A 20,817-nucleotide genomic window follows, 5' to 3' on the forward strand; every position below is an offset into this window, starting at 1 on the left:
ACGTCGGTGTCGATAGGACGCCGGCGGAGCAACATAACCATGTTTGGAAAGAACTCTCGACGGCTGATCATTCTAGCTGTTGTCGTGTCGCTCGCCCTCGCGGGGACGGCGGGTATGGCCGCAGCGGACCACAAGAAGAGCGCGAAGAAGTGTCCGGCGTTCTTTAACTACCAGGACCAGGACCAGTACAACCTCCAGGCGCAGGCTCAGCAGCAGAGCGGTGCCTTCAACTACCAGGACCAGGATCAGAAGAGCCTCCAGGCGCAGGCCCAGAAGCAGTGTGGCGTGTTCAACGACCAGGAGCAGAACCAGCGTAACACGCAGCTCCAGGCTCAGAGCCAGAGCGGCGCGTTCAACTGGCAGGACCAGGACCAGCGTAACACGCAGCTCCAGGCCCAGAAGCAGAGCGGCGTGTTCAACGACCAGGAGCAGAACCAGAACAACTTCCAGGCGCAGGCCCAGAGCCAGAGCGGCGCGTTCAACTACCAGGACCAGGATCAGAACAACTTCCAGGCACAGGCTCAGCAGCAGAGCGGTGCCTTCAACACCCAGAGCCAGTCCCAGTCCAACACCCAGGTGCAGGCGCAGTCCCAGGGCTGAAGTCCCGAGCGGTTCACGGCCCAACGGCGCTTTTTCTACGGTTCGATGATCGGTCTACCCGACGAACCGAACGGCGCAGCTTCGCGAGCGAGACGTCGACGAGTCGTCAGCTCGGTCGAAAAGCGGAACGCTTCGCCGACGGATCAGGGTGAATCACGCGACCCCAGCGTGTTAACGCGCGTTGCCACGAGCGATAAAGGTGCGACTGGTGCGGCAGACGCGGTCGCTCGACGCCGCGCTGAACGGGGTGGAGGGGGCCGTCACTCGGATTCGAGGAGCTCGAGCTCCTCGGACTCCGCTTCGGGTTCGGGTTCCGCTTCGGGCGATTCGACGATGGCGACTTCGCGGTCGTACTCGCGCTCGACGAGCTGATGTGCCTTGTCAGCGCCCTTGCGCTCGCGTCCGCGCTTGGTGTCTGCCATGAAGTGACATACCACTCCTCGAGGTATGAACCTTTCCGACCGCCGACCGCTTACCGGCGGCGGGTGTCGTCCGGTCGGTGAGAGGGTCACGCCCGCTCGGGGCGCTCGGCGTACTCGATCGGATCGCGCGCGCCGGCCGCGCGGAACGCCTCGAGGCGAAGGGCACAGGAGTCGCAGGTGCCGCAGGCCGGGGCCTCCTCGCGGTAGCAGGACCAGGTGTGTTCGAAGGGGACGCCGAGTTCGAGGCCCCGCTCCGCGATGTCGGTCTTCGACCACTCGGCGAAGGGGGCCTCGACGCCGATCCGCGTGTCCGGCCTCGTCCCGACGTCGACGACGCGCTGGAACGCCTCGAAGAACTCGGGTCGGCAGTCGGGGTAGCCCGCGAAGTCCTCAGAGTGCGCGCCGACGAAGACTGCCTCCGCGCCCCGCGCCTCGGCGCAGGAGACGGCCATCGCGAGCAGGTTCGCGTTGCGGAAGGGGACGTACGTGGCGGGTACCGCCTCGCTCTCCGCGTCGGCGTCGGCGACGGCCATCGACTCGTCGGTGAGCGACGACCCGCCGATGCGCGCGAGGTGATCCGTTCGGACGTGCATGAAGTCCGCGGCGTCGGCTTCCGCCGCGAGCCTGCGGGCGCACTCGTACTCCTTCGTCTCGGTCCGCTGGCCGTAGGAGGTGTGAAGGAACAGGGGTTCGTAGCCCCGCGCCGTCGCCTCGTAGACGGCGGTCGCGCTGTCCATCCCTCCGGAGACGAGGACGACGGCGCGGGGTGCGGGGTCGGAGTCGGCGTCGGATTCGCTGTCGCTCATGTCGCTCTCGTCGTCCGTCGGGCGGTCCCGGGCTTATCCCTTCGGGTGTTCGTGTCGGGGTCAGCCGGTGTTCTTCATCCCGGCGGCGATGCCCTGCACCGTGAGGCGGAGGGTCCGCTCGCCGACGGGCGTCCGGTCGGACCGGCCGAGGAGCGCCACCTGGAGGAGGTTGAGGGGGTCGACGCGGGGGTTGCGCTCGTGGAGGCTCTCGCGGAGCCACTCGCGGCTGAGCACGTCCTCGCGCTCGGTGACGGCGAGCACGAGTTCGACCGCGCGCTCGTACTCCTCCTCGAACTGGGGGAAGAACCGCTCGCGGTCGGCCTCGTCTGCGAGCTGGGCGTACTCGGCGGCGATCCCCATGTCGGTGCGGGCGAGCGCGAGCGCCGCGTTGTCGAGCATCGTCCCGAAGAACGGCCACTCGGCGTAGAGCTCCCGGAGGTCCTCGACCTCCCCGCCGTCGTCGAGGTAGGCGTCGAGCCCCGTCGCGAGGCCGTACCACCCCGGCAGGATGCACCGGGACTGCGTCCAGGAGAACACCCACGGGATCGCCCGGAGGTCCTCGACGGTCCGCTCGCCGCCCGAGCGCGAGGCGGGCCGCGAGCCGAGGTTCAGCCGCTCGATGACCGTGATGGGAGTCGTGTGCTCGAAGTAGCGGACGAACCCCTCGGTGTCGAGGAGGTCGCGGTACGCCGCTCGCGCGGCGGCCGCCATCGTCTCCATCGCGTCGCTCCAGTCCTCGGGGACGTACTCGACGCCGTGCCGGAGGGCGCGCTGTCGCGCGCGGAGCTGCGCGTTGAGCATCTGTTCGAGTTCGCGCTCGGCGATGTGGGGGTTGCCGTACTTCTCGGCGATGGCCTCGCCCTGCTCGGTGAAGCGGACGCTCCCCGTCACCGTCTCGGCGGGCAACGCGAGCAGCGCCTCGTTCATCGGCCCGCCGCCGCGGGAGATGGAGCCGCCGCGGCCGTGGAACAGCCGCAGGGTGACGCCGAACTCGTCAGCGATCTCCGCCAGGCGGCGCTGGTTCCGGTAGAGGTCCCAGTTGGCCGCGAGAAAGCCGTTCTCCTTGTTCGAGTCGGAGTAGCCGAGCATCACCTCCTGGGTGTCGCCGCGGGCGGCGAGGGCGGCACCGTACGCCTCGTTCTCGAACAGCGTCCCCATCAGCTCCCGCGCGCCCGAGAGCGCCGCCTCCGTCTCCAGCAGCGGAACGACGTCGACGGCGCAGTAGTCGGGCAGCTCGACGACGCCCGCCTGATCGGCCAGGAAGAGCACCTCGAGGACGTGACTCGGCTCCTCGGTCATGCTGATGCAGTAGGCGTCGACTGCATCGGGGCCGTACTCGTCCTGCCAGTCCGAGAGGCGGTCGAAGCGTTCGAACACGCGCGCCGCCGTCTCCGAGCACTCCGCCGTCTCCGAGAGGTCGACGACCGGGCGCTCCTGCAGGACGGCGTCGGTCAGCAGTTCGACGCGCTCGTCCTCGTCCAACTGGTCGTAGGCGACGCCGACGCGCCGGAACGCCTCCGTCACTGCCTCGGTGTGGCTGGCGCGGTGGTCGCGCAGGTCCAGGCTCGCCAGGTGGAGCCCGTACGTCTCGACCTGCCGCAGGATCGGATCGACGTGCGATCGCGCCACCGGCTCCGCGCCGTTCGCGGCGAGGCTCTCGCGCAGGACGCGGAGGTCGTCCACGAGCTCCGAGGCGCGCTCGTAGCCGCCGGGCCTGACGTCGTTCACGCGGTCGAGGCGCTCGCGCATCAGGCGGAGCTTCTGTCGGTACGGTTCGTTCGGGTAGCGGTCGCTGGCCGCCGCGGCGATGCCGGGGAAGCGGTCACTGTCGAGCGCGAGCGACCGCTCGAAGTCGCGCCCGACCCCGATGCGACGGCCGTCCTGGCTGAGGACGCCCGAGAGCGTCTTCAGCTCCTCGCGGTAGCGCTCCACCGCGACCTCGCGCTGGCGCTCGAGCACCTCCTCGGTCGTGTCGGGCGTGACGTAGGGGTTGCCGTCGCTGTCGCCGCCGGCCCACGAGCGGAAGGCGAACAGTTCGGGGACGTCGGTGTCGCCCAGTTCGTCCGACAGCGCCCGCTCGACCTCCTCGTACACCTCACCGACCACGTCGAGCAGGACGTTGTCGAGGTAGTAGAGCACGTTCCGCGCCTCGTCGGCGGGCGTCGGCCGTCGATCACGGACCTGCGCGGTCTGCCAGAGGCTCGTGACCGCGGCGCGGAGCGCGCGGTGGACGCGCTCGCGCTCCGCCTCTGTGAGGTTCCGCTCGTCGAGCGTCTCCAGGTAGCGCGCGATGTCCCACAGCTTCGCCTTCACCGTCTTGCGCCGGGCCTCCGTCGGGTGGGCCGTGAACGTCGGCGCGATGAACACGTCCGCCAGGATCTCGGGGACGAGATCGGGCGTCTCCGCCAGCTCCGCGGCCGCCGCGTCGAGGTCGTCCCCGAGCGTCCCCTCGTCGTCCGCGTCGCGGATGGCGCGCACCCGCTGGCGCTCCTCGGCGAGGTTGACGAGCTCGAAGTAGGTGGTGAACGCCCGCGCGACGGCGTTGGCCGTCTCCTGATCCGCCTCGCTCAGACTGTCTCGCAGCGCCTCGCGCGTCTCGGTCCGCCCGCGGCGGTAGTCGAGCGCCGCCTCGCGCGCCCCCACGACCGTCTCGAACGCCTCGGGCGGCTCCTGCGTTCGGATGACGTCCTCCAGCAGCGCCGTGAGATCGCTCACGTCCCGCTCCGCGTCTCTGTTGTGCGTAACCATCCCTATCGTGGCAAGCTCACCCACGATTGAAAAGGCTGTGGGTTCGGGACACGTTCATGTAAAACGATAGCTATCGAGCGATCTTCCCGAATATGCGTCCACTCAAATTGACGATGCGTTCGCATTCATCATTATCTTCCATCCCATACCGGATGGGCCGGTCGCGTAGTCGGCGCGTCGGCTCGCCGCGCCCGCCGACGAGGCGAGCCGGGCGCGCGAGGTGTCACGTCCCGGGCGCGTCGTTCCAGAGGTCGACGTGGAGCCGGGGCGTGTAGCGGAAGCCGTACTCCAGCGCGAGGTCGGCGACCTCGGTACGTCGCTCGGCCAGCGCCTCGCGGGTCGTCCCCTCGGGCATGAGCAGCACGTCGTCGTTCGGAACCGGCGCGGCCGCCGCCGCGCGCACCTCCTCGACGAGCGAGACGACTTCGGGCAGGTCGTCGGGACCGGTGACGACGAACTTCAGTTGCGTCTCGTAGTCCTCGACGAACCGCGCGAGCGACGCGAGGTCGATCCGCCGCGCCTCGTGGCGCTCGGTCCACGCGCCGGCGTCCGCGCCCTCCGGGGCGTTCTCGGGCGTCGGCGTGCTGGAGGCGAGTTTCGGGCTGACGCTCGCGAGGTCGATCGGCGCGTCGCGGTGGATCGTCCCGTTGGTCTCGACGGTGGTGTGGTAGCCCGCGTCGGCGAGTCGCTCCAGCAGCTCGACGCTCGCCTCGTGGACGAGCGGCTCGCCGCCGGTGAGGACGACGTGCTCCGCGCGCTCGCGGGCGCGCACCTCCCTGAGCACGTCATCGACGGTCATCCGGGCGTGGGTCGGCTCCCAGGAGGTGTGATAGGAGTCGCAGAACCAGCACCGGAGGTTGCAGCCGCTCGTGCGGACGAACACTGAGGGGACGCCGGCGAGCTTCCCTTCCCCCTGCAGCGAGTAGAACAGCTCGTTGATCGGGAGGTCCCCCTCGTCGCCGGTGGCGGGCACCGTCTCGCGGTCGGCGTTGACGGGCACGGCTCAGCGCCCCGAGCAGAGCTCGCCCGTCTCGGCGACCGTGACGGACACCTCGGAAACCGTCTCCGGCAGGTGATCGCGCAGGCGCCCCTCCAGCACGACCGCCATCACCTCGGCGGTCGGGGGGTGTTCGAGCACCACGAGCGCGTCCCCGTCGCCCGAGGCCTCGAACGCCTCTATCAGCGGATCGCCCCGTTCGACGAGGAAGGCGTGATCCCACTCGTCGATCACGTCCGTCACCTCGCCCTTGTCCACGATCCACCCCTCCTCGGTGAGCTCGCCGCGCACCGTCACCGAGACCTCGTAGTTGTGGCCGTGCGGCCGCGAACACTTCCCGTCGTGGTGGAGCAGGCGGTGGCCCGCGCTGATGCGGATCGGTCGATCGCGCCCCACCCGCAGGACGCGCTCGCCGGCCGACGCGAGCGCGTCCCGGTCCTGCTCTCCGAGTACTCCTTCGCCCATACCTCGAGATTATCGCAACGCGCACTTAAGCGTATACGGGTCGCGCGAGGGCACCGTTACCGTAGCGTCGACTCCGCTGATGCGGAGACCGAGAGTAGCCAGAAAGCCCCGCCACCCATTCAACGCCGGGTGGGGCTTTCTGGACGTGTGAAACCGTCTCGACGCAGTGCCTGGCGATGCCGCCGCCATCCGTCCACCACTCTTCTAAGGTAACGCTGCCGCGCGAGGACGCAACCGGTTTGGGAACCGCGGCCCTATTTCCGGTAGTGTCTGAGCAGTCCGACTCCGAGGCAGACGACGCGGCGGGGGGGTTGAGCGCGGATCGGTTTCACGAGGTGATACAGGAGCTGGGTCGCCCGGTCGTCACGGCGAGCGACGCGGCCCGGATCCTCGGCGTCTCGCAGGCGGAGGCGGTCGAGCGCCTCGACGCCCTCGCGGGCGCGGGGCGCGCGGAGCGCGTCGACGTCACGGCCGACCCGGTCGTCTGGTACCCCACCCACCTCCAGGCGCTCGCAGAGCGCGAGCACGTGATCGCCTTCCCCGACCGGCGCGAACTCGTCGTCGAGCATCCCCAACAGTTCACGCGGGCGCAGCTCGCCCAGTTCGCCCACCTCGTGGACTCCACCCGCGACGGCGCGTACATCTACCGCATCCGCGAGGAGGACATCTGGCAGGCCCCCTACGACCACCTGGACGGCCTCCTGCGGACGATGCGCGGGGTGCTCCCCGAACGCTCGCCCCACCTGGAGGAGTGGGTCGAGCGCCAGTGGACCCGCGCCCGGCGGTTCGCGCTCGTCACCCACCCGGACGGCTACACGCTGCTCTCCGCCTCCAGCCCCGAACTCATGGGCAACGTCGCCCGACAGAGGCTCGAACCGGGCGAGCACCTCCGCGCGGACGTCTCCGACACGGAGAGCTGGGTCAACGACGAGGCGATCGGGGAGGTAAAGCGGATCCTCTACGAGGCGGGCTATCCCGTCCAGGACCAGCGCGACCTGGAGACGGGCGATCCGCTGGACGTGGACCTCCGCCTCGACCTGCGGGACTACCAGCGCCACTGGGTCGAGCGCTTCGAGGAGCGCGGCTCGGGGGTCTTCGTCGGCCCGCCGGGCAGCGGCAAGACGGTCGCCGCGATGGGCGCGATGGCGAGCGTCGGCGGCGAGACGCTGATCCTCGTCCCGAGCCGCGACCTCGCAGAGCAGTGGCGCGGGAGCCTGCTCTCCGACACCGCGCTCGAACCCGACCAGATCGGCGAGTACCACGGCGGCGAGAAGGAGATCCGCCCGGTGACGATCGCCACCTACCAGACCGCCGGAATGGACCGCCACCGAACCCTGTTCGACGAGCGGCGGTGGGGCCTGATCGTGTATGATGAGTGTCACCACATACCATCCGCCGTCTTCCGGCGCTCCGCCGACCTGCAGGCGAAGCACCGCCTCGGGCTGTCGGCGACGCCCATCCGGGAGGACGACCGGGAGCGGGAGATATTCACGCTCATCGGGCCGCCCATCGGCACCGACTGGTCGGCGCTGTTCGAGGCGGGGTTCGTCGCGGAGCCGGAGGTCGAGATCCGCTACGTCCCGTGGGCCGACGACATGGCGCGCAACGAGTACGTGAGTAGCGAGGGCCACGAGCGCCGGCAGGTCGCCGCGATGAACCCCGCCAAGGTCGACGCCGTGCGCGCGCTGCTCGCCCGCCACGCCGGGCAGAAGGCGCTGGTGTTCGTCGAGTACCTCGATCAGGGGCGCGCGATCGCCGAGGCGATCGACGCGCCGTTCATCTCCGGCGAGATGCGCCACGGCGAGCGCAGCGCGCTGTTCAGGGAGTTCCGCGACGGCGATCGCGAGGTGCTCGTCGTCTCGCGGGTGGGCGACGAGGGGATCGACCTGCCGAACGCGGAGGTCGCCGTCGTCGCCTCCGGCCTCGGCGGCTCGCGCAGGCAGGGCGCACAGCGCGCCGGCCGGACGATGCGACCGGCGGGAAGCGCCCTGCTGTACGTCCTCGCCACGCGCGGCACGGTCGAGGAGGACTACGCCCGCCACCAGCTTCGCCACCTCGCTGGCAAGGGGATCCGCGTGAACGAGGGCGACGCGCCGATGGCGGTCGAGGGGGACGGCGGGAAGGGCGCGGGCGATGCGGAGGAAGAGCGGTCGGAGGGGGACGGCGACGGGCCGAGGTAGGACGACCGGTCGGACTGTCCTCCCCGCGTCGATTCGGGTCGGGTGTGGCAAGCTTCGGACCGGGATGGGCGACCCGCTCACGCGTCGAGCCGCGCGGAGAAGAACGTCCACGGCGCGTCCTCCTCCTCGTTTCTCCCGTCCGCTTCCAGCGAGGAGGGGGTTCCCCACGTGTCGACGATGGCGAAGCCGGCATCACACAGCTGGTCGCCCGTCGCTTCCGCGCCGGCGATCTCCTACTCCATCCTCGCCGCTATCGAGCCAGTCCGGATTCTCGCCGATCCGTGCGTTCTCTCGCCTCCGGCGGCGGCCGGCCGTCGCCGGTCGACGTCGGTGTCGGCTACGTACTGCGCCGTACTCGCGATTGGTGTGCGCGCCGTTTCAGTGGCCGACAAGCCGACTCGATCGCCGCAAGTCGTTCGTGCGAACTGTCTCCCGTAATCGGAGTCGGAGTACCGGCTCCGCGATTCGCCGGATCACTTCGGGACGGCCGCGGTCGACCCCGCTTTCCCTCCGACGCGCCGGCGTCCGACGACCGATAGACGTGGTCGAACTGTGGTGTACAGGTGTGGTCGCGATCCCCCGATACTGTACGGCACCCATAGATCGATAAATGATAACATTACACAACCGTTATACGGCGGGGCCGTCAAGGAGAGATTGCACTCGTCACTGCCTTCTGCATCCCCACGCGACGAGTGCGTTGTGTTCGCGGACCGTGTGCTCCCGACCGGGTGGAACACCCACGCGCCGTCACGAAGCGGGCGCCCGTGCGAACGGGCAGGTGCGCCCGGTCCGCGAGTACATCCCCACCTGTGGCCGGGTCGTCGACCTGACTCACGTCCGGTCGACGATCGCCACGATCCCGTCGGCGAGCGACCGCCCCGCGTCCTCCCGGAGACGTGCATCGCTCTCTCGACCCGGACGTTCGGCTGGTCGCTCGCCGTTGGGATCAGGTCGCGTAGCGGTCGGCGTGGTTCCCGCTCGTGACGGGGCCCAATCTGGAGAGGGAGACGAACGCCGGCAGGTCGTCAAATCGCGCCGTCGGGGTCGTCACTCGCTCCGGGCGTGCGGTTGTCACCGGGTGCCGATAGCCTTGAGATCGATGCCCACGCCGACGGGGTTATATCGGTTCGCCCGTCAGAGTGGTGCATGTCAGTCCAGTTCGAACTCTACGGGACGCTCCGCGACGCGGTCGGGGAGCGCCGCCTCGCCCGCGAGGTTCCGGCGGCCGCCACCGTCGAGGTCGCCCTCCGGGAGGTCACAGACGAGTACCCCCCCCTGGGGTCGCTCGTCTTCGACGGCGACGGTCGACTCCGCCCCCACCTCAACGTCCTCGTCAACGGCGAGAACGTTCGTGACCTCGCCGGGGGGAAGACCCGCCTCTCGGCGGGCGACACGGTCGGCGCGGTCCCGTCGGTCGCGGGTGGTCGCGCGTGAGGGGCGTCGACGCCATCAGCCTCGGAAACACCGCCTTCGAGGGGCTGAACAACGCGTACGTCCTCGACGGCGCGGTGACGACGCTCGTCGACACGGGCGTGTCGACGCCCGACACGCGCCGGCAGCTGCACGAGGGACTCGACGCCCGCGGCCTCGCCTTCGAGGACGTCGAGCAGGTACTTCTCACTCACTGGCACGCGGACCACGCAGGCCTCGCGGGCGAGATCCAGTCGGCGAGCGGCGCAGTCGTCCGCGCCCACCGCGCGGACGCGCCCCTGATCGAGCAGGACCCGGATGCACAGGCGGCGATGACCGCGCGGCAGCGCGACCTGCTCGCTACGTGGGGGATGCCCGACGCGCCCCGGGAGGAACTGTTCGACTTCCTCGGGGGAGAGTCGACCATCGCGGGCGACCCCGCCGAGGTCGAACCGTTCGAGGCGGGCGACTCCTTCGAGGCCGGCGACCGCGAACTCACCGCCGTCCACCTGCCGGGACACACGAAGGGGCTCTCCGGGTTCACCGTCGAGAGCGAGTACCGCGCACCGTCCGGCGCGGCCGGCGCGGAGTTGTTCAGCGGCGACGCGCTCCTCCCCTACTACACGCCGAACGTCGGCGGCGCGGACGTCCGCGTCGAGCGACCGCTCGAACGCTACCTCGAGACGCTCTCGGAGATCGTCGAATCGGGGTACGCCCGCGCGTGGCCGGGACACCGCGGTCCGATCGTCGACCCCGCCGGTCGCGCCGCCGACATCGTCGTGCACCACCGCGAGCGGACCGACCGCGTCCTCGCGGTGCTCGAGGAGCACGGCCCCGCCGACGCCTGGACGGTCAGCGCCCACCTCTTCGGGGAACTCAGGAGCATCCACATCCTCCACGGCCCCGGCGAGGCGTACGCGCACCTCCACCACCTCGAAAGCGCGGGCGTCGTCGAGAACACGGATGGGAGGTACGCCATCGCGGACGCGGACGCCGACCTCGATGCGCTCTTCCCCGACGTCTCCGACTCCGACGCCCGCCCGGAACCCAGTACCTGAACCGGGTCGAACGAGCAACCGCGCGTCACAGGTGCACCCCCGATTCACGACATCGGTAATATGAGAGATTGATTACCAATACATAGGTCCGACTCGCCTGAAGGCCCGTCTCGTGTGGTAATGTCTGTCGCTATCGGCGGGCTATCCGGCAACGTGAAGTCCTCTACGAACCGAAATCGCCGTCAGTTTCAAACGCTGAAACGGGACACATATCTTGATATACACGGACAGAGTAATACCATTATGTCGATTAGATCAGTAGAACAATACATTTCCGACGACGACACGGGCGTCATCAGAGGACGTGCATCGGTCGACTGGGCATCGAGCGATCCGGTGATCGATGCGGTCATCGACGCGCTCGTCGAGGTGACCGGCACCGACGCGACCGATCTCGATCCGCTGTTCGAGTACGTCGATCCCGACGCACTGACGGCACTGTTCCAGCCCACGTCGAATGCGACGCCTCCGGCGGTGACCGCGATGCAGTTCGCGTACGATGAGTACGCCGTCGTCGTCACGGCCGACGAGGTCTTCGTAATCGAGCACTGAGCGCGACGGGCCGGTCCGCCGTCACTCGACGGTCAGGGCCATCCCGTACTGGTCGTCACGGGGGCGTTCGAGGCCGAATCGCTCGTAGTAGCCCTCGACGTCCGCGCCGAGCGTGACGTACGCCGAGGGCGGGGCGCACTCGTCGAAGCACTCGCAGGCCATGATCGGCACTCGACACACCTCGAGCATCGTCGCACGGATACGCGCTCGCCCGGCCCATACGGCGACCCGCCGAGATGCGTCGAATGGACGCCGGGTCACGCCCGACGCGGGCGCTCTACCTCGAGGTCAGACTCCGCGTCGTCGGTGAAGAACGTCTCCCTGACGAGGGTCTCCTGCGCGCGGCGGAGGCGTTCGGAGAGCGCCTGGTGGGAGATGCCGAGCTCCGCCGCTACCTCCTCGAGATTGGCGGTCCGCGGTACCTCGAAGTAGCCCGCGCGCGTCGCGATCAGCAGGGCCTCGAGTTGCGCGTCGGTCAGTCCCCGCGATGGGAGCGTCTGGATCTCCTCGCCGTCCTGGATCCGTTTGACGTCGTAGTCCAGGTCGTATTCCCGGTTGTGCTCGTGCGCGTTCGAACAGGCATCTCGCGACGGGTAGAGGAGGCGGAACGTCCACTCGGCGGCGTTCCCCCACGCCTTGAGGAGGATCGCGTCGTTCCGCAGCAGCCGATCGAGTTTGGCGGTGACATCGGGCCGCCACCACACCCGATAGAGTCGACGGGCGCTCCGGCCCACGACGACCACGGTCTCCTCGACGTCGGGGTCGTTCCGGAGCGCCGACGCGAGGCGCGGGTGCCGCGCCGTCCGCATCCAGAGGAGCGACGCGGGCGCGCCCTCCGCCGCGGCCATCCGTTCACACTCGAATGCGAGGTCCGGAACGGCGTCGAACGTCTCCGCGAGGGCGAACGAGTCCGCCGACAGACTCCCGGTCACGAGAGTGCTCATGCGGAGGTTTTTAATACAGGCGGTATTAAGCTATATTGCTAAAATAGCTGAACTCGACGATATTCTTGTGTTCTTTTCAGCGATTATGGCTCGCTATTGGCGGTTAATTTCGTCATTCGTCTCGTTTTGATGGGATCGGACGCCGGAAAACCGTTCGCCGACGGGACCCGGGCGCGCGTTCGTCAATCCGCGCGCCGCCTCGTCGGGGCTGCTATAGTCTCGAGGTCGGCCCGGCTCCACCCTCTCCCGCGACTGGTCGAACTGCGGTACGTTACCCTGAATTCGACAGTTCCGGCGGCGCAGACGGCACCAGCAGGCGACACGCATATGCAGATAGGTAGCTATCTTCGAAACGAGGGGTGACGTAACCAAATCGTGTGCCATCCGACCCCTCTCATGCTCATCGGCGGACGTACCGTCAACCGTGCCCACGACGAGTCCGCCGCCGTTCCTGTCTTTTCGACGGCGTCGCTATCGTTCCGGAGCGGTTGCGAATCCGTACGGTTCGTTGTTGGCCTCACTTCGTTCGGCACAACAGCGGGCGTGACGGGATTCGAACCCGCGATCGAGAGGTTAGGAACCTCTCGCCCTGTCCACTAGGCCACACGCCCCACGAGAAGTCCCCGGGGAGAGAAAAAATCAGTTCTGCTTTTCGGTTTCCGCCTCGGTTTCGGTTTCCGTCCCGTACTCCGCCTCGGTCTCGGGCTCCGTGACCGACGTCGTCGCGGTGTCCTCGGTCGTCTCGTCGTCGCTGTCGGACGTCGTACCGCTCTCGCGCATCTGCTGGAGTTCCTGTTCTACCTCTTCGCGGCCCTTCTGGAACTCGCCCATCGCCTGCCCGCTGGAGCGGGCGAGCTGCGGGAGCTTGTTCGCGCCGAACAGCACGATGATGATGAGGAGGATGATCAGGAGTTCCGGCCCCCCCGGTATCCCGGGAAACAGCGGTACTACGGTGGTTGCCATGTATACTGTCCTTTACGAACTGCCGATTATAGGCCTTTTGCTCGGAACGAGTAGCCGATCTTATGTACGATTCGTCCGTACGCGGAGGTGTACATGGTCGACGTAGGAGACACGACACCGGACTTCACCGCACCGCTCGCGACCGGAGAGGACATCGAGACGTTCACCCTGTCGGAGGCGCTGGACGACGGTCCCGTCGTCCTCGCGTTCTTCCCGGGCGCGTTCACGAGCGTCTGCTCGCACGAACTGGCGACCTTCCGCGATCGCATCGACGCCTTCTCCGAGCAGGACGTCCAGTTGTACGGGGTGAGCGTCGACTCCCCGTTCGCGCTCAACGCCTTCCACGACGAACTCGACCTCACCTTCCCGCTGATCAGCGACGCCAACGACGAACTCGTCGAGCAGTACGACGTCTCGATGGACTTCGAGGAACTCGGGGTCGAGGACATCGCGAAGCGCGCCGTGTTCGTCATCGACGCGGACGGCGAGGTCACCTACGCGTGGGTCAGCGACGATCCGGGCGTCGAACCGGACTACGACGAGGTCGAGGACGCGGCCGTCGCGGCCGCGTAGACCCGTCGAAGCTATCCCCCAGCAGAGCGCCCGCCGATAGCCAAAGTCATTTTCTCGCGGCCGTCTAGGTCCCTACACATGAGTACAGCAGACCGCGGCAACGGCGGCCGGACCTACGACCCCGACGCCGAGCATGCGTTCCCCGACGAGCGCCTGAACGAGGTCCTCGCGTACATGGACCGGGACGAGGAGATCCAGACGTACCTCGACGCGCAGAACGTCAACCCCGTCGACCGCAAGGGCTACAACGACCACGGGCGCAAGCACATCGCCATCGTGCGCAACCGGGCGCTCTGTCTGTACGATCTGCTCAAGGCCGGCGGCGTCGAGTTCAACGGCGCGAGCCAGCAGGACCTGGATGAGGCCGACGAGGGCGTCATCATCGCACTCGCCGCTCAGCTTCACGACATCGGCCACGTCGTCCACCGCGACGAGCACCCCTACTACTCCATCCCGCTCGCGGCCGACGTCCTCGACCGGATCCTGCCCGAGTTCTACGACCTCGCCGACTGCGTCCGCGTGAAGGGTGAGGTGCTCCACGCCATCCTGTGTCACCACACCGAGGAACAGCCGCTCACGCGCGAGGCGGGCGTCGTCCGCGTCGCCGACGCGCTCGACATGGAGCGCGGGCGCTCGCGCATCCCCTACGAGAAGGGTGGCCGCGGCATCAACACGCTCTCCAGCCAGGCGATCCAGACGGTCACCCTGCGCGAGGGCGACAGCTTCCCGGTACTCGTCGAGATCGAGATGACCGACGCCGCGGGCGTCTACCAGGTGGACGAACTGCTGAAGTCGAAGCTCCACGACTCGCTCATCGAGGACGACATCCGAATCGTGGCCATCAACGTCCACGAGGGCGGTGACCGACTCGTCGAGCGCATCGAACTCTGAGTCGGGCGAACGTTCTCGTGCGATGACGGGGCCACCCGACGTATGACCTGATAGTGATTATCGTAACTATTCGGGGATTCTCGTAACGCCGTGTGGCGAGGTTTCTGTGGTGACTTACGATAATCACTGTGACCCGTCGCCGCGGGGGGTACCGCGGTAGCGTGACGCGTCCCCTCGCGATCGTCCGGCGTCCGTGCCCGGTGTCCGTGTCCGGCGTCCGATCCCGGCGACCGGTCACGGCGACCGATGCCCGGTGTCACCTGTTCGCACCTTCGTTGCACTGCGGTACCGTGTTTCACTCACTTCCGCGAGTGATGGGCTTAAACGACTCGCGCACGGAGGTACGGGCAACGTGTCTGGGGGGTCACTGAGCGTACTCCGCGACCGCGAGTTCCTCGCGCTGAGCGGCACGGCCTTCGCCCGCGCGCAGGCGTACTCGACGATCGCCATCGCGCTGGCGCTCTACGCCGACCAGTTCCACACGACCAGCACCGTCGAGGGGCTGTTCGGGACGGCCTTCGCGCTCGCCCAGTTGCTCATCGTCCTCCCGCTCGGGCGAAAGATCGACACCGGCAACGCGAAGCGCTACCTCCTGGCGGGGCTCGCGCTCAACGTCGTCGTCTTCGTCGGCTTCTGGCTCGTCTCCGGCGTGGTCGACGTCATCCTCGTGCGCGTCCTGCAGGGGGTGAGCGCCAGCCTGCTGTGGATCACCGGAACGACCGTCGTCGGCGAGATCAGCCCGTCCGGCGAGCGCGGCCAGTGGCTCGGCACCTACAACCAGGTCGGGGCGTTCTCCTCGCTCGCGGGGGACCTCGTCGGGGGGTACCTGCTGGCCGTCTACGGGTTCGGCGCGACGTACGGCGCGCTCACGGTCGTCTCCACGGGGGCGTTCCTCCTGCTCTACTCGTTCCTCCGGGACAACCCCGGCGGCCGGACCGATCCCGAGGAGGCGACCGGGCTGGAGACGATCAGGCGACTCGTGGGGCGATCGACCGTCCGCGCGCTCGTCGTCTTTCGCTTCGGCCTCTCGTTCGGGAAGATGGCCGTCCTGCTCTTCCTGCCCATCTACGCGCACAACGCGTTCGGGATGAGCCCGTTTCTCGTCGGCGGCATCCTCGCCGGCGGGAAGGTCACGAAGGGGCTCACGCAGGGGTTCGTCGGCGGACTCACCGATCGCGTCGGGAACAAACACCGCTTCGTGTTCGCCGGGGCGCTGCTCTACGCGGTCGGCGCGCTCGTCATCCCGCTCGCGGGCCACGCGGAGGGCGTGCTGCCGAGCGTCGCCGTCGCCGGACGGGCCCTGCCGCCCGCCTTCTTCGTCCTGTTCGCCGCCTACGGGATCTGTGGCGTCGCCGACAGCGTCCGCCTCCCGGCGAGCATGGCGCTGTTCGTCGAGGAGGGCCAGCGGTTCGACGCCGTCGCCGCGAGCATGTCGCTGCGCTCGATCGCCTGGAAGGTCGGTCAGGTCGCCGGCCCGGTGACCGTCGGCGTCGTCTGGGACGCGAGCGGCGTGTTCACGGCCTTCGCGCTCGCGGCGGGACTGATCGCCCTGGCCAGCGGCGTCTTCGCGTTCATGTACACCGCCGATCCCGACGGTATCGCCGCGCCGGCCCGAGCGGACTGACCGCCACCGGGACCGTCCGACGCCGGGCACAGCGGCGAACGAGGACCGCCGGCGGGGAGGCTGTGTCGTGTCCGCCGGATCGAACCGATGCGCGACGTCACGCGGGGACGATCGAGGTCGCCTCACTCGCGCCCCGCCTCGGATCCAAGCGGTACGGAAGTGCGTCACGTGGTGGCAAATAGAACCGTAATGAAAGTATTTACGCAACAATGAGTAAATCTTTTCAGTAGCGTATCTCCTCCGTCTAGGTGATGGCACGATACGATTGGCACACGGCAGTAGCACACGCTGAGGTGGAAGAGTGATGTGGCAGGATCTGATCTTCCTCGCGGGAAGCGTCTCCTCGCTGTTCGTCCTCGTCCCCACCCTGCGGGACTCGATGGCGAACGTGCCGCTCGGGACGAGCGCCCCGTCGGCGACGATCGGGATCGTCTACGGCGTCACGTTCTTCTCCCTCGGCATGACCCTCTCGGCGGCCGGGGCGTTCCTCACGGGGATCATGTGGAGCCTCATCGCGGCGATCCGCTCGCCGCACCCCTTCAACCCGACCCGAGGGTCGAACGGCGCGCGACAGTCCACCGAGGCCGCGCCTCCGAACGCCGACTGAGACGATCGTAGCGAACTGGCCGAATTCTTCCGACCCACACTGCACGCGGTACCGTGCGGTACGACGCGCTGGATACGTACGTAGAGCGTGTAGACTATCCGATGGCGTCTATCGCTTCGACCGCGGCTAGAATGTAGCGTCCGGCGTTTCGATGCTCAGATCGGCAGCGATGTCACTGGATGTGACCCTCGGCGCGGAGCTGCGCGGCGTCCTGTCCCGTGTAGCGCCACTCGATGGTCGCCTTCTCGTCCTGCCAGTCCCACGGCTCGGCGAGGACCACGTCGTCCTCGTTGATCCAGATCCGGTACTTCATTCGCCCGGGGATCCGTCCGAGTCGCGTCTTGCCGTCCTCGCAGTGGAGGCGGACGTGGTTTCCGCCGAGATGTTCGGTCACGACGGCGAACACTTGATCGCTGTTGGGCATGCGGAGGTTCCGACGCCCTGATTCCTCGCTCACACCTGCTCTATGCAGTAGGCACGGTTAAGTCGTGGGGGACTCGCGGTAGCGCGTGACACGCCGGTCGCGGCCCACCTCGCCTCGCCGCTACGATGGGTCGGGCGTCTGGACGTGAGACACGTAGGCCGTGAGGTCGGACGTGGTGATCATCCCGATGAGGCCCTCCGTCTCGTCGACCACGGGCAGGTGGTGAAAGCCGTGTTCGATCATCTCGTCCGCGGCGTCGCGGACCGGCGTCTGCGCCGTGGTGGTGATTACGTCCGCGGTCATGTACGCCGAGACGGCGGTCTCGGCCTTCGGATGGCTCTCGGCGACGATCCGGACGAAGTCGGTGGTGGTCAGGATCCCCGCGACGCGGTTGTCGGCGTCGGTGACGACGACCGACCCGATGTCGTTCGCGAGCATCGTCTGCGCCGCGTCCTCCACGAGCGTGTCGGGGGAGACGGTGTACGTGATCGAGGACATCAACTGCGCGACGAAGACATCGTCCATGCGTGACGATAGCACGAGGGTCACATAGTCGTTGTCATCGGAACGGCCCGCGGGTCGCTGAAAAGGAGACGTTCGAGCTTCGATCGGGAGGCCGTCTCGGTCCTCGGGGGGTCGGTGGGGGGCGTAGGCGAGCAGGTGGGCTTCGTCGAGGGCGGTCTGTGCGGGGCCGTAGCCGTCGAGCGCGACCAGGTCCCGCTCCTGATCGTAGGTGAGCACGCCGACGGCCGCGAGCGCCGGAACGTGCACGTCGTAGAGCTCGTGGTAGTGTTCGCAGACGACCGCCGGTGGTATCTCGGAAAGCGGGCGGTCGTGCTCGCGGACGGCCACCTCGTTGATGAACCGCGGTCGCTCCGCTAGTCGACACGCTTCACTCCCTGATTCGAATCGCCGGCGGAGTGCCTTCGCTCGTCACCGTCGTTCCTCGCAGAAGTGCACCGACCGGGATTCGAACCCGGGCTATGGGCTTGGAAGGCCCATGTCCTACCACTAGACTATCGGTGCGCGTCTCCCGCACCCGCCGCCCCGTCGCGCGCGGAACCGCCGATGCGTACTCGAGGCTTTCGCGGCTCGCGTTAAGGGCGTTTCCCTTCCGCGTCGATCACCTCGACCGGACGGTCCGCCCATCGCGCCGTCAGCCAGCCGACGAACGTCGCGACGTCGTCCGGGTCGTCGAGGCGCGCGGCGGCCGCCGTCGCGGACGGCGAGCCGACGACGACGCCGATGCCGACGCCGTCGGCGAGAACGCCGAAGGCGTCCTCGTCGGAGGTGTCGTCGCCGACGTAGATCGGCAGCCAGCCGCCGCCCACCTCGGCCGCGAGCAGCGAGACGATCCGCCCCTTCCCCCAGGGAATGCGCGGGCGGATCTCGAAGACGGCCTTCCCGTCGGTGACGCGCAGCGATTCCGCCCCGGCGACGGTCGAGACGACCTCCTCGATGGCGGGGACGGCGGCGTCGGCGGCGTCGCGGTAGTGGACCGTCGCGGTCACGCCCTTGTCCTCCACCCGACAGCCCGGGATGGTCCCCAGGCGGGCGTGGATGGCGCGGCAGGCGCGCCGGAGCGCGGGACGCGACGCCGACGCGAGGGGGTGAACGGTGAGATCCCCCCCGCGTTCGAGTTCCAGCCCGTGGTTGCCGGCGTAGACGAGGCCGTCGAGGCCGACGCGCTCGCGGACGTCGGTCAGCGCGCGCCCGCTGACGACGGCGACCTGGACGCCGTCGAGCGCGTTGAGCGCCCGTATCCGCTTGCGGGTCGCCGCGGGGATCGCGGCCTCCTCGGGTCGCGGAACGATCGGAGCGAGCGTCCCGTCGAAGTCGAGACAGACGAGGAGCCCCTCCGCGTCCGCCAGGCGGTCGGCCACGGCGTCCGAGATACTCCACAGCGAGGGGACCCCCGCCCCCGATTCGGCCTCCGCCTCCGACTCCGATTCCGGGTCCGACGCCGAGCGCGACTCTCCGGCCGACAGCCACTCGTCAGTCGTCATCGGTCGTGGAGGCGACGGGACTCCGACTCTATCGCGTTCATCGCCTCGAAGACGGCGTCCATCCACCACGACAGGTCGTACGTCCGGACGTGTCGCCTGAGTCGCTCCATGCGCTGGCGGCGCTCCTCCCGGGGGAGCGACAGCGCCGTCCGGATGGTCTCCGCGAACTCGTCGGTGTCGAGCGGGTCGGTGGTGAGGACGTTCTCGGCGAACGTCGGCTCGTCGTGGGCCCCCGCGTGGCGGCTGAGGACGAGCACGCCGTCCACGTCGCGCTGGGCGGCGACGTACTCCTTCGCGACGAGGTTCATACCGTCGCGGATGGAACTCACGAGCGCGACGTCGGCGTGGCGGTAGAGGCCGGCCAGCGCCTCCTCGGAGAGCCGCTCTCCGAGCGGAACGACCGGTCGCCAGTCGTCCGTCCCGAACCGTTCGTTCAGCCGCTCGACGGCCTCCTCGATGCGGTTCTGGTACTCCTGGTACTCGCGGATACCCGTGCGCGTCTCGGTCCCCTTCTGGACGTAGGTGAACCGACCGCGCCACTCGGGGTGGTTCTCCCAGAGCCGCTCCAGCGCGTCGAACCGTTCGAGGATGCCCTTCGCGTAGTCGAGGCGGTCGACCCCGAGGACGAGCTGTCGCTCCGGATCGACGAGGTCGTGTTCGCGGGCGAACTCCCACCAGAAGCCCGCGGCCTCGTCGGAGGCGCTCTGACGGTCGATGCGCTCCGCGTCCACCCCCATCGGGAACGCCCGGACGAGCGTCCGGTGACCGTCGTACCGGACCGCGTCGTTCTCCCGGTCGACGACGGCCCCCTCCAACAGATCCTCGACGCAGTCGAGGAAGTTCTCCACGTACCGATCGACGTGGAAGCCGAGGAGGTCGTTCGCCAGCAGTCCGTCGAGCAGTTCTCGACGTTGCGGGCAGGCCTGGTACACGTCCGGGCCGGGCCACGGGATGTGCCAGAAGTGCGCGAGCAGCGCCTCGGACTCCCCGCGGTCGCGGAGCATGCGAGGCGCAAGCGCCAGGTGGTAGTCGTGGAACCAGACCCACGACCGGTCGCCGGCGCACTGCTCCGCGACCGCGGCCGCGAAGCGCTCGTTCACCGCCCGGTAGGTGTCCCAGAACCGCTGTGAGAAGCGGGTCTTCGTGAGGGCGGAGTGACACAGCGGCCAGAGCCCCTGGTTGCTGTACCCGTAGTAGTACTCGTCGACCGCCTCCTCGTCGAGCCAGATCCGTCTGAGCGTGTACGCGGGGTCCTCGGGCGGGACGACGACGCAGTCGTCGTCGTCCGCGACCGCCTCGTCGGCCTCGCCGTCGCCCCACGCGATCCACGTCCCCTCCGTGGACTGCATCACCGGATCCAGCCCGGCGGTCAACCCGCCGGTAGGTCGTTCGACGACGACCTCCTCGTCGGCCGCGGAGGCGAACTCGTGGCGGTACGGCTGACGGTTCGACACCACGAGCAGGTTCACCCCGGCGAGCGAGTCGGTCGCCGCGCCCTTCGACTCCTCCACGACGTCCGTATCAGGTACTTGCATCGATTCGTA

At 68.4% G+C, this 20,817-nt stretch carries 21 protein-coding genes, 2 tRNA genes and 1 pseudogene; 9 read left to right on the forward strand and 15 right to left on the reverse strand.

Annotated features, from left to right (window positions below):
• Positions 1-114 precede the first annotated feature (114 nt).
• Positions 115-600, forward strand: a complete 486-nt coding sequence (locus tag P1K31_RS03770; RefSeq protein ID WP_276304945.1) for a hypothetical protein — start codon at positions 115-117, stop codon at positions 598-600.
• Positions 601-860: 260 nt separating this feature from the next.
• On the opposite strand, the gene P1K31_RS03775 is transcribed toward P1K31_RS03770, so the two are convergent.
• The 5 genes from P1K31_RS03775 to P1K31_RS03795 form a co-directional block, all read right to left on the reverse strand.
• A complete protein-coding gene (locus P1K31_RS03775) occupies positions 861-1,022 on the reverse strand; it encodes a hypothetical protein (RefSeq protein WP_276304946.1) in 162 nt (53 codons plus the stop codon).
• A gap of 86 nt (positions 1,023-1,108) precedes the next feature.
• Entirely contained in the window at positions 1,109-1,828 is a 720-nt protein-coding gene (gene queC, locus P1K31_RS03780) for a 7-cyano-7-deazaguanine synthase QueC (RefSeq protein ID WP_276304947.1), read from the reverse strand.
• Between the two features lie 60 nt (positions 1,829-1,888).
• The gene (gene ppc, locus P1K31_RS03785; RefSeq protein ID WP_276304948.1) at positions 1,889-4,576 is read right to left on the reverse strand and encodes a phosphoenolpyruvate carboxylase; all 2,688 of its coding nucleotides are present in this window, start codon (positions 4,574-4,576) and stop codon (positions 1,889-1,891) included.
• A 223-nt stretch (positions 4,577-4,799) separates the two neighbouring features.
• Complete coding sequence (locus tag P1K31_RS03790) at positions 4,800-5,576, reverse strand: 7-carboxy-7-deazaguanine synthase QueE (protein ID WP_276304949.1); 777 nt, start codon at positions 5,574-5,576, stop codon at positions 4,800-4,802.
• Positions 5,577-5,579: 3 nt separating this feature from the next.
• Entirely contained in the window at positions 5,580-6,038 is a 459-nt protein-coding gene (locus tag P1K31_RS03795; RefSeq protein ID WP_276304950.1) for a 6-pyruvoyl trahydropterin synthase family protein, read from the reverse strand.
• A gap of 176 nt (positions 6,039-6,214) precedes the next feature.
• Between P1K31_RS03795 and P1K31_RS03800 the strand changes: the two genes are divergently transcribed.
• The 4 genes from P1K31_RS03800 to P1K31_RS03815 all read left to right on the forward strand — a co-directional run bounded on the left by P1K31_RS03800 (position 6,215) and on the right by P1K31_RS03815 (position 11,241).
• A complete protein-coding gene (locus tag P1K31_RS03800) occupies positions 6,215-8,218 on the forward strand; it encodes a DEAD/DEAH box helicase (protein WP_379793832.1) in 2,004 nt (667 codons plus the stop codon).
• Between the two features lie 1,149 nt (positions 8,219-9,367).
• Positions 9,368-9,655 carry a ubiquitin-like small modifier protein 1 gene (locus tag P1K31_RS03805; protein ID WP_276304952.1) on the forward strand — a complete coding sequence of 96 codons (288 nt, stop codon included), beginning with the start codon at positions 9,368-9,370 and terminating at the stop codon, positions 9,653-9,655.
• A complete protein-coding gene (locus P1K31_RS03810; protein ID WP_276304953.1) occupies positions 9,652-10,689 on the forward strand; it encodes an MBL fold metallo-hydrolase in 1,038 nt (345 codons plus the stop codon). Before P1K31_RS03805 ends, P1K31_RS03810 begins: the two co-directional genes overlap by 4 nt.
• A gap of 243 nt (positions 10,690-10,932) precedes the next feature.
• Positions 10,933-11,241: a HalOD1 output domain-containing protein gene (locus tag P1K31_RS03815; RefSeq protein ID WP_276304954.1), complete on the forward strand. Its 309-nt coding sequence runs from the start codon at positions 10,933-10,935 to the stop codon at positions 11,239-11,241.
• 21 nt (positions 11,242-11,262) lie between these two features.
• Here P1K31_RS03815 and P1K31_RS03820 read toward each other — a convergent pair whose 3' ends face one another.
• The 4 genes from P1K31_RS03820 to P1K31_RS03835 form a co-directional block, all read right to left on the reverse strand.
• Entirely contained in the window at positions 11,263-11,403 is a 141-nt protein-coding gene (locus P1K31_RS03820; RefSeq protein ID WP_276304955.1) for a hypothetical protein, read from the reverse strand.
• Positions 11,404-11,498: 95 nt separating this feature from the next.
• On the reverse strand, positions 11,499-12,185 hold the full coding sequence (locus P1K31_RS03825) for a helix-turn-helix domain-containing protein (protein ID WP_276304956.1): 687 nt from the start codon (positions 12,183-12,185) through the stop codon (positions 11,499-11,501).
• A gap of 538 nt (positions 12,186-12,723) precedes the next feature.
• A tRNA-Arg gene (locus tag P1K31_RS03830) sits at positions 12,724-12,796 on the reverse strand.
• A 28-nt stretch (positions 12,797-12,824) separates the two neighbouring features.
• Positions 12,825-13,148: a twin-arginine translocase TatA/TatE family subunit gene (locus tag P1K31_RS03835; protein WP_276304957.1), complete on the reverse strand. Its 324-nt coding sequence runs from the start codon at positions 13,146-13,148 to the stop codon at positions 12,825-12,827.
• 93 nt (positions 13,149-13,241) lie between these two features.
• Between P1K31_RS03835 and P1K31_RS03840 the strand changes: the two genes are divergently transcribed.
• From P1K31_RS03840 to P1K31_RS03855, 4 genes are all read left to right on the forward strand, one after another.
• Positions 13,242-13,721 carry a redoxin domain-containing protein gene (locus tag P1K31_RS03840; RefSeq protein ID WP_276304958.1) on the forward strand — a complete coding sequence of 160 codons (480 nt, stop codon included), beginning with the start codon at positions 13,242-13,244 and terminating at the stop codon, positions 13,719-13,721.
• A gap of 78 nt (positions 13,722-13,799) precedes the next feature.
• Complete coding sequence (locus P1K31_RS03845; RefSeq protein WP_276304959.1) at positions 13,800-14,612, forward strand: HD domain-containing protein; 813 nt, start codon at positions 13,800-13,802, stop codon at positions 14,610-14,612.
• Between the two features lie 352 nt (positions 14,613-14,964).
• Positions 14,965-16,236 (forward strand): MFS transporter, encoded by a 1,272-nt coding sequence (locus P1K31_RS03850; RefSeq protein ID WP_276304960.1) that lies wholly within the window; start codon positions 14,965-14,967, stop codon positions 16,234-16,236.
• Positions 16,237-16,540: 304 nt separating this feature from the next.
• The gene (locus P1K31_RS03855; protein ID WP_276304961.1) at positions 16,541-16,843 is read left to right on the forward strand and encodes a hypothetical protein; all 303 of its coding nucleotides are present in this window, start codon (positions 16,541-16,543) and stop codon (positions 16,841-16,843) included.
• 172 nt (positions 16,844-17,015) lie between these two features.
• Here the strand turns inward: P1K31_RS03855 and P1K31_RS03860 are convergent, their stop codons facing one another.
• The 6 genes and pseudogenes from P1K31_RS03860 to P1K31_RS03885 all read right to left on the reverse strand — a co-directional run bounded on the left by P1K31_RS03860 (position 17,016) and on the right by P1K31_RS03885 (position 20,808).
• Positions 17,016-17,300 (reverse strand): translation initiation factor eIF-1A, encoded by a 285-nt coding sequence (locus P1K31_RS03860; protein ID WP_276304962.1) that lies wholly within the window; start codon positions 17,298-17,300, stop codon positions 17,016-17,018.
• 87 nt (positions 17,301-17,387) lie between these two features.
• The gene (locus P1K31_RS03865) at positions 17,388-17,792 is read right to left on the reverse strand and encodes a CBS domain-containing protein (RefSeq protein ID WP_276304963.1); all 405 of its coding nucleotides are present in this window, start codon (positions 17,790-17,792) and stop codon (positions 17,388-17,390) included.
• Between the two features lie 243 nt (positions 17,793-18,035).
• Positions 18,036-18,119: pseudogene (locus P1K31_RS22030) on the reverse strand (hypothetical protein); the annotation flags it as partial.
• Between the two features lie 103 nt (positions 18,120-18,222).
• Positions 18,223-18,293: transfer RNA gene (locus tag P1K31_RS03875), tRNA-Gly, on the reverse strand.
• A 71-nt stretch (positions 18,294-18,364) separates the two neighbouring features.
• The gene (otsB, locus tag P1K31_RS03880; RefSeq protein WP_276304965.1) at positions 18,365-19,273 is read right to left on the reverse strand and encodes a trehalose-phosphatase; all 909 of its coding nucleotides are present in this window, start codon (positions 19,271-19,273) and stop codon (positions 18,365-18,367) included.
• Positions 19,270-20,808 carry an alpha,alpha-trehalose-phosphate synthase (UDP-forming) gene (locus tag P1K31_RS03885; RefSeq protein ID WP_276304966.1) on the reverse strand — a complete coding sequence of 513 codons (1,539 nt, stop codon included), beginning with the start codon at positions 20,806-20,808 and terminating at the stop codon, positions 19,270-19,272. The genes otsB and P1K31_RS03885 overlap by 4 nt, the downstream gene beginning before the upstream one ends.
• Positions 20,809-20,817: the final 9 nt, after the last annotated feature.

Source organism: Halomarina halobia, assembly GCF_029338575.1.
Lineage (GTDB): Archaea > Halobacteriota > Halobacteria > Halobacteriales > Haloarculaceae > Halomarina > Halomarina halobia.